Source organism: Fibrobacter sp. UWT3 (genome assembly GCF_900230125.1).
Classification (GTDB): domain Bacteria; phylum Fibrobacterota; class Fibrobacteria; order Fibrobacterales; family Fibrobacteraceae; genus Fibrobacter.
In genome coordinates this window covers 1,104,435-1,118,995 of the sequence record NZ_OCSS01000001.1, presented here as the reverse complement: position 1 = coordinate 1,118,995, position 14,561 = coordinate 1,104,435, and the positions used below count along the sequence as shown (strand labels likewise).

Sequence of the window (14,561 nt, the reverse complement as noted above, 5' to 3'; positions counted from 1 at the left end):
CACGGTATCGACTCATGTTGCTAAACAAGTTTCTATCCCGCACGGATTACGAATCGTACGAAGACCTCTACAAGAACTTCAAGATAAACATTCCGGAAGACTTCAACTTCGCCTACGACGTGGTTGACGAATACGCGAAGACCGAACCCAAGCGCGAAGCCCTCGTGTGGTGCGACGACAACGACGAAGACCACATCTTTACGTTCAAGGACCTCTCGCTTGCCTCCATGCGCACGGCGAACTTCCTCTGCGAACAGGGTATCAAGAAGGGCGACCGCGTGATGCTCATCCTGCGCCGCCGCTACGAATTTTGGTTCTTCCTTCTGGCGCTCCACCGCATCGGCGCGATTGCTATCCCCGCAACGAACATGCTCGCCGAAGAAGACCTGGAATACCGCTTCAACGCGGCCGAAATCAAGATGGTCGTGAGTTACGACGAGCCCTCGCTGCAAAAGGAAGTGGACAAGGCAAAAACAAAATGCCCGTCCGTCGAAAAGCTCGTGACCGTAGGCCAGACCGCCCGCCAGAACTGGGTGAGTTTCTACGACGACTACGAAATCTACCCCGCGAAGTTCCCGCGCCCGCAAGGCGAAGAGGCGACTCACAACGACGACATCATGATCGTGTACTTCACGAGCGGTACGAGTTCGAACCCGAAGATGGTGGCGCACACGTTCACCTACCCGCTCGGCCACATCGTGACGGCAAAGTATTGGCAGCACGTCGTGGACGGGGGCAGGCACCTCACCGTCGCGGAGACCGGCTGGGCCAAGGCCCTCTGGGGCAAGATATACGGGCAGTGGATTGCGGGTAGCGCAGTGTTCACCTACGACATGAAGGTGTTCATCCCGGGCAAGCTGCTCGAAAAGATGGCGGAATACAAGGTGACCACGTTCTGCGCGCCGCCCACCGTCTACCGCTACATATTGCACCACGGACTGAGCCGTTACGACCTTTCGAGCCTCAAGTACTGCACTACCGCAGGCGAATCGCTCAACACCGACATCTACAACAAGTTCTACGAGCAGACGGGAATCCGCTTACAGGAAGGCTACGGCCAGACGGAACTCACGCTTACCACGGGCAACTTCGGGTTCACCGAACCGCGTCCGGGTTCCATCGGCATGCCCTCCCCGGGCTACAGCATGGAAATCGTGGACGCCGAAGGCAAGCCCTGCGCCACTGACGAGGTGGGCGAACTCATCATCAAGATAGACCAGGGGAAACCCTTCGGCATGTTCGGCGGCTACTACCGCGACCCGGAACGCACCGAGAAGGTGTTCGAGGGCGGAGTCTACCATACGGGCGACACCGCCACCCGCGACAAGGATGGATACCTGTGGTTCGTGGGCCGCATCGACGACCTCATCAAGAGTTCGGGTTACCGCATCAGCCCCTTCGAGGTGGAAGAAGTACTCCACAAGCACCCCGCCGTCCTTGAAGTGGCGGTAACGGGCGTCGAGGACAAGGACCGCGGCCAGGCAGTGAAGGCTACCGTCGTCTTGAAGAAGGGCTACGAAGCCTCGAAGGACCTCGCGAAGGAAATGCAGCTGTTCGCGAAGAACGTCGCGGCCTCCTACAAGAGCCCGCGCATCATCGACTTCGTGACGGAACTGCCCAAGACGATTAGCGGAAAGATTCGCCGCGCCACCATCCGCGACAAGGATGCCGAAGCGCAAAAAGCGGAACAGACCACCGAACAAAAAATCCCCGGTCAAGCCGGGGATGACAAGTCGACGCAAGGCTCTAGCAACAACGGCGCCAACAGCACCGAATCCTAAAGTGTCTTGAAAACTTTCCTGGCGGCATCGACGGTACGGTCGATGTCGCTTTCCGTATGCGCGGCGCTCACGAAGATAGCCTCGAACTGGCTCGGGGCCAGGTAGATGCCCTCGTCGAGCATCCCGAGGAAATACCTGCGGAAAAGTTCCAGGTCGGATTTCTGCACGTCGGCGAAGCATTCCACAGGGCCTTCCGTAAAGAAGATGCAGCCCATGGAACCCACCTGGTTTGCTGCCAGCGGGATACCCGCAGACTTTGCCGCATCCTGGAGGCCCGTAATCAGTCGCCTGGTCATCGATTCGGCGTGAACGTAGTACTCCGGGTGAGTATGCAGTTCGCGCATCGTGGCCAACCCCGCCGCCATCGCGACCGGGTTACCCGAAAGCGTACCCGCCTGGTAGATACCGCCAAGAGGTGCAATCTGCTGCATCACATCGAGACGCCCGCCGTACGCACCCACAGGCATGCCGCCGCCGATAATCTTCCCGAAGGTCGTGAGGTCGGGCTTGATGCCATAAAGGCCCTGCGCGCAGTGGATACCCACGCGGAAACCCGTCATGACCTCGTCTACAATCAGGAGCGCACCGTGCTTCTTAGTTTCTGCGGAAAGCGTTTGCAGGAACTCGGGCTTCGCGGGCACGACACCCATATTCCCTGCCACAGGCTCCACGATGACACCCGCAATCTCGTCGCCAATCTTGTCGAAAAGTTCCTTCACGCCCGCCACATCGTTGTACTGGAGCGTGAGCGTGTACTTCGCGAGGTCCGCCGGAACGCCCTTGCTGCTCGGCTTGCCCGTAGTGAGCATGCCCGAACCCGCCTTGATAAGCAGGCTATCGCTATGGCCGTGGTAACAGCCCTCAAACTTCACAATCTTGTCGCGACCGGTAAACCCGCGGGCAGCACGGATGGCGCTCATCGTCGCCTCGGTCCCGCTGTTCACCATGCGAATCATCTCCACACTCGGCACGAGGCTCATCACGAGTTTTGCAAGTTCGGATTCGAGCCCGCACGGAGCCCCGAAACTGAGGCCGTTCTTCGCCGTTTCCGCAACAGCACTGATTACCGCGTCGTGCGCATGCCCCAGGAGCATCGGGCCCCAGCTGCCCACGTAATCGATATAGTCGTTGTCGTCCACATCGTAAATGTGGCAGCCCTTCGCGCGAGCGATAAACGGAGGGGTGGCCCCCACGTTACCGTAGGCACGCACCGGGCTGTTCACGCCACCCGGCATCAGGTTCTTGGCTTCTGCAAAAAGTTTTTCGCTCAAGGAGTGGTTCATACCAATCCCTTTTCCAGCGCTTCCTTCGCGTGATAGGTAATAATGATGTCAGCACCGGCACGCTTCATTGCAAGCAGGTTCTCGCGGATGATGGAATTCTCGTCAATCCAGCCCATCTTTGCAGCAGCCTTCACCATCGAGTACTCGCCGCTCACGTTGTAGACAGCCACGGGGACGGTGCTGATTTCTGCAGTCTGACGCAAGATGTCGAGGAAAGCAAGGCCCGGCTTTACCATCACGATGTCGGCACCTTCCTCAATATCGAGTTCCACTTCGCGCTGGGCCTCGCGACCGTTGCGCACATCCATCTGGTAGCTCTTGCGGTTACCGAAATGCGGGGCGGAATCCGCCGCATCGCGGAACGGACCGTAGTATGCGCTCGCAAACTTCGCGCTGTAGGCCATAATCGGCGTGTTCGCGAATCCGTTCGCATCCAGTTTTTCGCGGATTGCAGCCACGCGGCCGTCCATCATGTCGCTCGGGGCAACCATGTCAGCACCCGCACGCGCATGCGAAACTGCGGTCTTCGCCAGGAGTTCGAGCGTCGGGTCGTTATCCACGTCGCCGTCCTTGATAATCCCGCAATGGCCGTGACTCATGTACTCGCAGAGGCACACGTCCGTAATCACGTAAAGCTTGGGGAACTTCGCCTTGATGGAGCGAACCGCACGCTGCACGATGCCATCGTCGTCGTAAGCCGAAGTCGCCATCTCGTCCTTGGAATCGGGAATGCCGAACAGGAGGATGGACTTGATGCCCGCGATGACGCAGGATTCGAGTTCCTGGAGAATTTCATCGATGGAGAACCGGAACTGGCCGGGCATCGACGGGATTTCTTCCTTGACGCCCTCCCCTTCTACCACGAACATCGGGTACACGAGGGAATCGGGATTCACTGCGGTTTCCGCAACCATGTTGCGGATAGTTTCATTCTTGCGTAAACGACGTGGACGGATAATCATATCTATGTAAAATGAGGAATGTGGAATGACTACTGTTTAATGTAAAAAATCGCGTTCGACCTGTTCGAGGCCTTCGGCCCATTCGGATTGGATTTTCTGCTTGAGTTTCTTGGCAAGCGAGGGGGCGCGGCCCTGCGTGGAGACGGTCACGGCGATGTTTTCGCCAAAATCCATGCGGGCGGGCACGATAAAGTCGCCGTCGAGGTAGTCACAGGCGTTATTCACCAGAATGCGGCGGGCACGGGCATCGTTGCTGACCTGTGCATTGACAGCGGGCTTGTCGGTGCAGATAAAGACCATAAAGATTCCACGAAGGTCAAGCGGTTCGTAGGGACGATTTTTCAAGACGATAGACGGGATCGTGGTAAATTCAGGATCGATTTGCGGGGCGACAACGGTAATGTGCGCGCCTGTCGGGAGGAGCGTCTTGACCTTGCGCAGTGCAATGCGGCCACCGCCCACAACGAGAACGTTACGGCCTTCGAGATTCAGTTCGATGGAGAAAAGGTTTGATGTGTGAGATGTGGAATGTGAAGTGTGCAATGTGGAATTTGACGACTGACGTACAGTTTCTTTCTGAGCATTGCGGATGCCATCCACGACCATGTCGGAGAATTCCTTCCAGTCGCCGAGGCAGGGCATAAGCGTTATAGGAATCTGCGGAAATTCCTCCTGCAGTTTTGCGACCACACGGGGCACATCGTTCTTTGAATGTTGGCCGTTCAAAAGCAAAAACGGCAGGAGCGTCACCGATTCCACATCTTCGCGGAGGAGCGTGCGCAGGTCGTTTTCCAAATCGAGCAAGCTCGTGCTTGCCACACGCGTACCGGGCAAATCATGATGAAGTTTGTCCAAAATACCTTCGAAGCCCTTGTAGGCCCCAGGCAAAATGCAATGATGCGCAATAATCAGGATAGCTTTCATACAATGTGGAGTGTGAGGTGTGAAATGTGGAGTGTGGGATTAGGATTCTTTTTTGTAATACTCCACAATCTTTTTTACGAGGGAATCCATCGTCGTCTCGTCGGAAGTGACCGTTTCAAAGCCGTGCTTGCGGGCGGCAGATTCCGTCATGCGGCCAATGCAGAATGCGAGACGGGGAGAACAAGAAGCAGGCGTAGTCAAAGATTCTCTATTAAGATCCTTCGACTCCGAGCTACGCTCTCCTACCCAAAGGGCATAACTGCCACTAAGGGGCGAAGCCCCTAGTGTCGTATAGCTCAGGATGACACTGCAGAAATTTTCGACGGCGCTGGTGCTCGCGAACACGACGGCATCGGCGCCGACAACGGCCTCGCGTTTCCATTCGGGGAGTTCAGCGACCGGGAGCGTCTCGTAGACCACCCAGCGGGTCGCCTGCGGGAGCAGCTTGAGCAGGGTATCGTCAGCGAGATTGCCCTGCAGAAGAAGAATGCGGGAATGGTCCACCGGGAGCGAAGCCAGCAAACGACCTAATCCTTCGCCGGTATGGTCTTCGGGCACGTAGTCGCAGCGGATGCCGTATTCGAGCAACTTCTTTTCGGTAATTTTGCCGACGCTCGCAATCTTCTTGCCGGCAAGCACGCGCACGTCGTAACCTGCGGCGAACAGCTGCCTGAAGAAACTTTCCACGCCGTTCGTGCTCGTGAAGGCAAGGATGTCGAAATTCGCGAGGGCATTGAAATCAGCTGAGGAGATCCCCGTCTTGGTTCGGCTTCGCTCACCACAAGTCGCGGGGATGACATCCCTGGTTTCGATCATCGGGGTTTCGATGACTTCGGCGCCGAGGGCAGTGAGGCGTGCGGTAATCCCGCTGGCCTGCTTTGCGGCACGGGTCACCACGAGACGCTTGCCCGAAAGCGGCAAGTTCTTTTTCCACGCGAGCGTGTTCCCGAGTTCCACGACGCCACCCATAATCGTAATCGCAGGTGCCGTCACGTTTTCGCGGGCAATCGTCTCCCCCGCAGTCTCGAGCGTCGCCATGACGGTGCGCTGGTACGGGGTCGTGCCCTTCTCGATAAAGGCGAGCGGCGTTTTCGGGTCCTTGCCGCATTCCATAAGCCGTCGGGCAATAAAATCCATGTTGGCGATGCCCATCAGGAATATGAGCGTGCCGGGGCACTTCGCGAGTGCTGGAAAATCTAGACCTACCGGCGCAGAGGAGATCCCCGCCTGCGCGGGGATGACATTAGAGGATGATTCCGCCTTTTCATGCCCGGTGATGATATGGAAGCTCGTCGCAATCCCGCGATGGCTTACAGGTATACCCGCATACGCAGGCACCGAGATTGCAGACGTAATGCCCGGAACCACCTCGAATTCGACACCAGCAGAAACAAGTTCCAGAGCCTCCTCGCCGCCACGCCCGAACACGAACGGGTCGCCGCCCTTGAGGCGCGCTATCACACCGCCGGGAAATTCGCAAGCAAATTGCACCAGAAGCCTGTTGATTTCGGACTGCTTGACCTTATGGTGCGTCGGCATCTTGCCCACGTCCACCATCTTGGCCTTCGGATTGCACATGCCAAGAATTGCAGGCGAAACCAGGCGGTCATAGACCACCACGTCGGCCTTTTCCAGAATTTCCTTGCCACGGAGCGTCAATAGCCCGGGATCGCCGGGACCTGCACCGATTAAATAAACGGTTCCTTTCATCGAGTGTAAAAATAGAAAGTTATAGGGAATCAGCGCGCAAGCTGTTCACGGATTTTACCCGCAAGAGCAATTCCCGCGTCGCGGGCCTGCGTCACAGCATTTTCAAACGAATCACCCATACCGGATTCAAGCGCACCAAACTGCACGCCATGTTCCGCACGGAGCAACCGCTGTGAAGATTCGTCCCAGTAGATGCCGTGGATTTTCATAATATGCCGGCAGCCTTCCTCCCCGCCATGAATTTGCGAATCATTCGCAAATTCGCCTTTCCCTGCAGGAGAAACGAATTCGGCGAAACTCGCCACCGGGAACTGGCAACCCGCATTGAGCGCCTTGAGGAAGGCCATCTCGGCAACTGCGATACAATAGGTGGGAACGTCGTTCACGCGGGAAAGAATAGTCTGGATTCTATCGGTCGCAAGGCTCCCTCCAGAATGACAATCGGCCAAAGTTTCAATCGCGAGGATTCCCTGGCCAGATGCAGGCAAAACTTTATCGGTATCGAAGTATTCCGTCACCTGGTCTGCAAGGCCCATGCGCTTGAGGCCTGCAGCCGCCAGCACGACTCCGTCAAGTTCATCAAGTTTCGAGAGGCGCGTCTGGATATTCCCGCGGATGGGCACGTATTCCAAGTCCGGACGGAGCGCCTTCAGCTGCACCACCCTGCGGATGCTGCCCGTACCGACGCGGGCACCCGAGGGCAAGTCCATAAAGTGCACGCCGCCTGCACCCCCGCGGGCAATAAACGCATCGCGCGGATCTTCGCGCTTGAGGACTGCGGACAATTTGAATTCCGGCAAGACTTCTGCCGGCATGTCCTTCAGGCTGTGGACCGCAATATCGGCGCGACCTTCGAGCAGGGCGACTTCGAGTTCCTTGATGAACACGCCCTTGCCACCGAAGCTCGCAAGGGACTTGTCGAGCCTTCGGTCGCCCTCGGTCGTCATCGTCACGAGTTCGTATGCGAGGCCCGGGTTCGCCGACACGAGGGCGTTGGCGGCAAGCGTAGTCTGCGCCACGGCAAGGGCGCTCTTGCGCGTAGCAATCCGCAGCGGGCGCACATTACCGCCCAACGAAAGACCGGCATTATTCATCGTTTGCCTCCAGGCACTTGAGGAACACCTTCACGTCTTCGGGAGAATTGCCCGCCTTTACCTTGTACAGGTAATCGTTCGCCATCTTCTTCGCAAAGCGTTCGTACATCATGCGGATGCGTTCGCGTTCATTTTCCGGCAAGTCGGGCATCGAGCGCAAAAGCTTTTCGGATTCCTCGTTCGCAGTCGCAACCATCCTGTCGGCATGCACGCGGATGTCCTTCGAGACCTCGTCCATACGGTACCACTGCAGGAATTCGTCCAGACCTTCCTTCAAAATTTTCTGTGCGGCCTCGAGTTCCACCATGCGCAGGCGACGGTTTTCCGAAACAATCTTTTCGAGATCATCGACGCACACGTACTGCACACCGGGAATTTCGCCAATGGAGGCTTCCGCATTACGCGGGCTGCCGAGGTCAATGATTAGACGCTTGGATTCTATCGCCTCGCTAGTTGCGGAGCCTGCCCTGAGCTTGTCGAAGGGCTCCGAATGACTCGCTGACAAAGCGTTCTCGAATTCATCCTTCGTGATAAGGGGTTCCTGGCAGATGCTGCACAGTACGACAACATCGCACTTGCCCAGCACCTTGTAGCGGTCCTCGAGTTTTACGGGGGTAAGCACGTCCGCAAACTTTTCGGCATTCGCGAAAGTCCTGCTGCTCGCAAAAATATTCGTGGTGTATTCCTGCACGTACTTGAGCATCAGGGAACCCATCTCGCCCAAGCCCACGATATACACGGAACGGTTTTCGAGGTCATCGAACGTGCGCTGCACCTGCTTCATCGCCAAAAACGGGATGTTGCAGCTGAGCTTGCTCAGGTTTGTTTCCGTCTTGATGCGCTTGGTTGTGTGGATTGCCCCCTGGAACAACTTGTTAAGGCTGTTGCCCGTCGCATGCAGGCTATGCGCCGTCTCGTAGGCACGGCCAATCTGGTGCAGAATCTGGTCCTCGCCCACCGCTACCGAATCGAGCCCCGCACACACGTTCATCACATGATGCGCAACGTCATCACCCGCCTTGAAGTAAAAGAACTTCGCAAAATCCTCGAACCTTTGCCCCGCAAGCTTGCACACGTACTGCACGAGTTCCGCCTCGGCAATTTCCCTGTCCGATGCCACGTAGACTTCGGTACGGTTGCACGTCGCAAGAATCAGGAGTTCGTCAAACGGAGAATGGCCGAGCGCTTCCGTCTTCACATCCATCGGGATGTAGAACTTTTCGCGGACTGCGATTTCGGCCACCTTGTGGCTCATGCCTGCCATGTAGATTTTGCGCATGGCCCAAAGATAGAAAAAGAGGCTAGACTATTTGCAGGTTCCCAAGCGGCCGATGGAATAGAATACGAAATCACCCGTAGAACCGGCTACGCCTTGGTACTTTAGCTTGATTGCAGCTGTCTTTCTAAGTACAGAATCAATTACAACCGTTTTACCCCAACCGACCTCTTGCTTAAATTTAGACCAAGGGTAGTCAATGGTAGTCATATTTGCCGAGCGTGCAACGGATGCCTTATAGTTATTGTATTCCGTAACTGTGGCCTCATCTTCTACTTGCAATTCTATTGCAAAATTCAAGTTGGATGAATAGACCAGGCAGATTCCGTCCCAACGGGAGATATTCGTGCCCTCCTGATCTCCGCTCACAAGATTAAAGCCCAAGCCGACATAAGGGTAATCATAGCCAGCACCTATCATAACAGTACCCTTGATTCCTTGATACGCTTCAGTGAGTGGGCCGAAGAAATTATCATATTCATTCACCGAGACATCGGGCGGATAAGAGATAGAAGACGTACCGTAGTCGTTAGCATCATTGAAATCATACCAGTAACCGGCTGTTTCATCATCAGAGCCTGTTTCAACCTTGCCTTCCGTATCCGTAGGTCCGCACCACAGGTCACCACAGGGAATTTTACTGGATAAAGATGGTTGAACTGACGACGGGTTCTGTACCGGAGCAGTTTCTTCAACCGTATTCTTGTATCCGAAACTTACCGAGGGACATTCAACAGAGCTAGCCATAGGCTTACTATTACCATACGTACTCAAAGCTGTGGAAACCGTACCACCAAGTAAAGCGTTCTGTGCAGTTCCGTTCAGTTGAAGATCCGCCCACCAGACACCCTCCTTTTGATAAACATTGTAGGATTCTATGAACATGTTTTCGTAGTATCCCGTTAGGCGTTCAACCTTATCCGGCATGTTTGCACAATTTACGAGAGCGTAGGAAATCGTTGGGAAATTGGACTCCGTATTGTAATACAGCTGCCCACCATTCTCGACAAGGTTTCCCCTGTTCACTTCGCAAGAACATCCCGAGAAGAAAATGAGTTCCGACGGATCATTTTTTTGACTATTTTCGTACATAGCATTTAGATTATCCGCGCGTTCTTGCTGAATATCCTCAATTTCAGCCACATAGTCCGTACAGGCAGTCATCATGGCTGCGGAGAGCATCACAACAGACAAACGAATCTTTTTCATATTCACCTCGACACTCCTGCCTTAGAAAACAAATGAAAGACCAACACCGACTGCACCGATAATCGCGAAGCTCACACCGATTGTACGATTTCGTTGGTAATCCTGCACGGCCTTCTTGCTTTCTTCATAGCCGGTGCTACCATTTTCAAACGCATCCCTTTCATCCTTCGCCTTCTTGTTGAACACGTACGCAATGGCGACACCGCCCGCAAGTACGGCTCCCGAAATCGCAAGCGGAATCCAGTGGATAGACTTCTTCTTGCCTTCACCTCCAGCGGCATCACTTGCCGCCTCGGCAGCAGAAGCCTCGGCAGCGGTTGTTTCATTGTTTTCTTCGGCGATGGCACGTTCAAGTTCAGCAATTCCCTGCTTGTACGTAAGGGAGTCTTCGGCCGTCATGACTTCGGATTCTTCGTGAACTTCCGTCTTGACAACTTCATCGGGCAACTTTTCCTCGTCCCAAGCCCAGCGGCCAACCATTTCCATCTTCTTCAACTTCTTGAAGACTTCCTTGCCATGGAACTTCTGGATTTCGGCATCCTTGGGCTGGTTCAGAACGGCCTTCTTGTTCTTGATATCGAAGAGGAGGTTCGACTGCTTCTGGTCAGCGTCGATGGTCTTTTCGAAAAGGCGCACGCCGTTCAGGTAATAAGCGCCACTCACCGGCCTACGCATATCTATGCGGAGCATAAGCGTCTTCTTGTTCAGCATGAATTTCACGTTCGAGCCAGCCTTCTTCAAGGAATCGTTCTTTACCTTCAACGTGGCGATAAACATCGGGGCAAATTCCGACCCGGACTGGCGAACCACGATAGGGCCGCACTTTTCAATCCAGAGGCTCGCTAGGCGCTGTTGCTGTTCCACACGCGCCGGGTCATAGGAAAGCGAGAAGATGTATTCGGCATCAAAATCGCCATCGAAGTTGATGGGTTCCAGGTACACGTTACCGCGAAGGCGGAGCAACTGTTCACGGCTAATGATAATGCTGGTCAGCGCTTCGGAGCAGCTCGCCAACTGGCGGGTACGTTCCTCAAGGGTGGTCGCCATACGCATGGAACCGAGCCTGACCTCGCCCGTCACTTCCATGTACTCGTTTTCGAATGCGGGGAGTTCCACTTCATAGAAGCGGGCACATGTCGTATCCAGGAGGTCGTTCAGCGAAATGGAGGCGCATCGGTCGTTCATCTCCGCTACGCGGTTCGCCCTCTTCAAAAGAGCCGCGACCTCGGGGTTCGAATCCCCCACCATGGTCTGCAAGTTCTTCAAGTCCTCCTGCAATGCACGGATTTCTTCGGGGTTCTTGACGAACACCGATATCGTGGAGGAATTATCGTCCTTCTTTTCGACGTTGGTCGAAGCCTGCAGGGGCACTTCCGTGAAGGAGGCTGGCTCCTGCGCAAACACCATAACGGCAAAGAATGAAACGAGAAGGGACAAACGTTTAAAAAGCATAAATTGCTCCATATTGTTATAGCATAAAACTAATTTATTTCCATAACCGCTCAGATTAGGGCCTACTTTTTTCTTAAAAATTTCCGACTTTTTCTTTATTTTTCCTCTTTCAGTGTCGTTTCTATCCAGTCAAAGCGGTCCTTCATCCACCGGACCATGACATCGATGGCCTCGTCGTAATCCTCGTAGGGGTCCTTGAGCGCCCAGTTCTCGGTATTGCTCATGATAGGCCAGCGCCGGTACTCGTTCTTTACGGCATCCTCGATAATAGACCTGTACAACGGCACGCTATCTACCAGGGCACGGAAGGTTTCGCGGTGTTCAAACCAGTACTCCCTTATTTGCGAACGGATAGCATCGTCCCTGAAGAAATAGTAGAACCAGCGATAACTGCGGATATGCCAGTTTTCAAACTTGCGATTGAGCTCACGAGACTCGTTGCCGAACGAAATGTCAAAATCCCAGATGGGGCCAAAATGGATCGGGCTCCCCTTCTGCCAAGTCATAAAAATGCTCCGCGCAAAGATGGCATCCTCGTTCTTGGAAAATTCCTGCACCCAGTAGTAAGGCTTGAAGTCGTCCATGTCAATCCACCGCGCGATAGCCCCCGTATCGGAGGTACTGAAATGCAGCAAGACATCCTCGAAATCGGCGAGATGGCTGCGTAAGAGTTCAAGCGATTCCTCGGAAGGATTCTTCGGGGACTTTACATGGAACGCATACCCGATGCTCGAGCGGATAAACGGTTCATCGATTTTCTTGTCGTTTTCCTTCTCGAAGAGGAAAGTGGTATCGTTTTCGGGAATATTCACGCGTTCGCGAGCCACCTTCACAGTTTCCATGAGAAGGTAGAGGCCCACATAATTGCGGTTCAGGTACACCTCGACAAACTTGCATCGCGGGGTATAGGGCATGCCCAGCCATTCCGAAAGGCGGGTCGCCATGTAGTTCCGCAGGTGGCTCTTGTCACCGAAATTCGCCACGAGCGCCCAATCACGGTTCTTGGGCATCCCGAACAAGCTTACTTTGTCCTTAAATTCAAGTTTCATGCCGTACTTGGGCATCTTGAAACTGGAATTGCCCCGCCCGCGCACGGTGAGTTCGTAGACTTCGCTTTCGGGGGCGTCCTTGCCGTATATCTGCAGGTGTGAAGGAATTTCCGTTTCGCGGTCACGGATTCCGGCGAAATTCTCCGTCTCGATGACAACGCGGGGCAGATTCGCATACGGGTACACGGAATCGTCCATCGGGAGAAAATCCGGCGATGATTCGGTGGGCTCGTCCAGGCAGGCGCACAGACAAAATAACATTGCGACTACGACAAGGTGCACAAGTTTAAAACGCGCATGAAACGCAGGTTTAAAACGCGATTGTAACGCAGGTTTAAAACGCGCGGCCGCCCTATGCAGGATAAATGAAAGCATCTGCAAGAAATATAATATATACAAGATGCATGGCAACAAAAATTTGATATATTTCCATACATGAGCAAAGTTTTCGGATGCATATTACCGTTTCTCTGTGTGGCAGCCTTGGCCACAGAGAACCTGCACCCGATTTTGCCGCCTACAACGGGAATTGCCGTGCAGGGGGCGTTTGAGCTCGACGAAGACGTGTACAGCCTCGATATGGACGTTGCGGCGGAATACGCGATAATCCCGCGATACCTGAGCCTCTATGTGGACGGGGCATTCAGATTCCTGGGCGTGAGTTACGAGTATTCAACAGAAGGGTATCTCCACAACTACTGCAACCTGCACGTGAACGGGTTCAACGAGACATACGCCGGAATAAGGGTCCTACCCGTATCTTTCCTGGGGCTCAATGCGGGCTGGCGGTTCCCTCCCGGCGAGGGCTCGCAAAAGAACCGTTTCCACCGCCTGAATATCGAACCGTTCAGTTATTTGCAATTTTCGAGAACGCTTTCGCTCGGAACGGCGTTCCGGTACAATGCCTTCCTCGAAGACAAGAACTACAAGCCCGGTGACGAAATCGGGTTCAAGGCATCGCTCGTGTGGAAACTCGGCTGGAACGACACCCTCCATACGGGTTGGCAACTCAGCGAGGTATTCCTGTACCAGGCGCGCATCGAGGAATCCGAAAACAGGAACCTCGCCCGCGCGTACCGCAAGATGGACGACAAGTACCACGGTTACAAGATGAAGTTCGACGTCACGCGGTTTTTCCGCATGTTCGGGCGCTCCGTCGGGTTCGGTATAAACTACGAGATTCACGACGGCACGATTTTCGGTTTCGAGGCCGGCCACCGCATCGCAATAGAAACTAAATTGTATTAGGAGGATATATGAAAGCCAAAGTCATTCTCTTGTCACTCATGCTTTCCGCTGCAATGTCTTTCGCACAGGAACCGGAGAACTATACCGACGTACAGCCCGACACAGAAAAGTCCGTCAAAAATGAACCCGAATTCAAGCGCCATTCCATAAGCATCGGCTACGGCATCTTGACCATTTCGGACTTTGTCGGCATAGTTGGCTCTGCAATCATAAGCATATTCGGCGAAGAAGACTCCTTTGGAATCCTGGGCGCAGTTTCCATAGACTACGGCTACAAGGTCAATGAAATATTTGAAACAGGCCTCGTCTTCAACTACTCCATGCCTATCAAGGACGAGTCGCTCTACACCATCATGCCAAGGGCAAAACTGAATTTCAACGTAAACGGGTTCGTGAATCCGTTTATGGAGCTGGATGCGGGCGTTGCCTTCAACGGGAATGGTGCTGCCCCCATGTTCCATGCGACCCTGCTCGGGCTTGAACTGGGAAAGACTCTACCCCTGACCCTAAACTTGCTGAGTTTCGGGCAGCGAGGCATATTCTACGCCTCGCTCGGCTGCAAGTTCTAGCCAA

Annotated in this window: 12 protein-coding genes; 3 read left to right on the top strand and 9 right to left on the bottom strand. The window is 54.4% G+C overall.

Annotation, left to right across the window (positions count from 1 at the left end; all coding sequences use genetic code 11):
* Positions 1 to 14 precede the first annotated feature (14 nt).
* Positions 15 to 1,781 carry an AMP-binding protein gene (locus CRO08_RS04790; protein WP_097035265.1) on the top strand — a complete coding sequence of 589 codons (1,767 nt, stop codon included), beginning with the start codon at positions 15 to 17 and terminating at the stop codon, positions 1,779 to 1,781.
* Here CRO08_RS04790 and hemL read toward each other — a convergent pair.
* The 9 genes from hemL to CRO08_RS04745 all read right to left on the bottom strand — a co-directional run bounded on the left by hemL (position 1,778) and on the right by CRO08_RS04745 (position 13,001).
* Positions 1,778 to 3,064, bottom strand: coding sequence for a glutamate-1-semialdehyde 2,1-aminomutase (hemL, locus tag CRO08_RS04785; RefSeq protein WP_097035264.1), 1,287 nt, complete (start codon positions 3,062 to 3,064; stop codon positions 1,778 to 1,780). The two genes, CRO08_RS04790 and hemL, sit on opposite strands and share 4 nt — an antisense overlap.
* The gene (gene hemB, locus CRO08_RS04780) at positions 3,061 to 4,026 is read right to left on the bottom strand and encodes a porphobilinogen synthase (RefSeq protein ID WP_097035263.1); all 966 of its coding nucleotides are present in this window, start codon (positions 4,024 to 4,026) and stop codon (positions 3,061 to 3,063) included. The genes hemL and hemB overlap by 4 nt, the downstream gene beginning before the upstream one ends.
* Positions 4,027 to 4,062: 36 nt before the next feature.
* Entirely contained in the window at positions 4,063 to 4,950 is an 888-nt protein-coding gene (locus tag CRO08_RS04775; RefSeq protein WP_097035262.1) for an NAD(P)-dependent oxidoreductase, read from the bottom strand.
* Between the two features lie 39 nt (positions 4,951 to 4,989).
* Positions 4,990 to 6,660: a uroporphyrinogen-III C-methyltransferase gene (cobA, locus tag CRO08_RS04770; RefSeq protein WP_255252240.1), complete on the bottom strand. Its 1,671-nt coding sequence runs from the start codon at positions 6,658 to 6,660 to the stop codon at positions 4,990 to 4,992.
* A 29-nt stretch (positions 6,661 to 6,689) separates the two neighbouring features.
* Complete coding sequence (hemC, locus tag CRO08_RS04765) at positions 6,690 to 7,754, bottom strand: hydroxymethylbilane synthase (protein ID WP_097035261.1); 1,065 nt, start codon at positions 7,752 to 7,754, stop codon at positions 6,690 to 6,692.
* Positions 7,747 to 9,033, bottom strand: a complete 1,287-nt coding sequence (hemA, locus tag CRO08_RS04760; protein ID WP_097035260.1) for a glutamyl-tRNA reductase — start codon at positions 9,031 to 9,033, stop codon at positions 7,747 to 7,749. The genes hemC and hemA overlap by 8 nt, the downstream gene beginning before the upstream one ends.
* 27 nt (positions 9,034 to 9,060) lie before the next feature.
* Positions 9,061 to 10,239, bottom strand: a complete 1,179-nt coding sequence (locus tag CRO08_RS04755; RefSeq protein WP_097035259.1) for a hypothetical protein — start codon at positions 10,237 to 10,239, stop codon at positions 9,061 to 9,063.
* A gap of 21 nt (positions 10,240 to 10,260) precedes the next feature.
* A complete protein-coding gene (locus tag CRO08_RS04750; RefSeq protein WP_176495062.1) occupies positions 10,261 to 11,691 on the bottom strand; it encodes a hypothetical protein in 1,431 nt (476 codons plus the stop codon).
* 95 nt (positions 11,692 to 11,786) lie between these two features.
* Positions 11,787 to 13,001 (bottom strand): CotH kinase family protein, encoded by a 1,215-nt coding sequence (locus tag CRO08_RS04745; RefSeq protein ID WP_176495061.1) that lies wholly within the window; start codon positions 12,999 to 13,001, stop codon positions 11,787 to 11,789.
* Positions 13,002 to 13,214: 213 nt separating this feature from the next.
* On the opposite strand from CRO08_RS04745, the gene CRO08_RS04740 reads away from it, so the two are divergent.
* Positions 13,215 to 13,988: a hypothetical protein gene (locus tag CRO08_RS04740; protein ID WP_141398236.1), complete on the top strand. Its 774-nt coding sequence runs from the start codon at positions 13,215 to 13,217 to the stop codon at positions 13,986 to 13,988.
* 8 nt (positions 13,989 to 13,996) lie between these two features.
* On the top strand, positions 13,997 to 14,557 hold the full coding sequence (locus CRO08_RS04735) for a hypothetical protein (protein ID WP_097035255.1): 561 nt from the start codon (positions 13,997 to 13,999) through the stop codon (positions 14,555 to 14,557).
* The last annotated feature ends 4 nt before the right edge of the window (positions 14,558 to 14,561 follow it).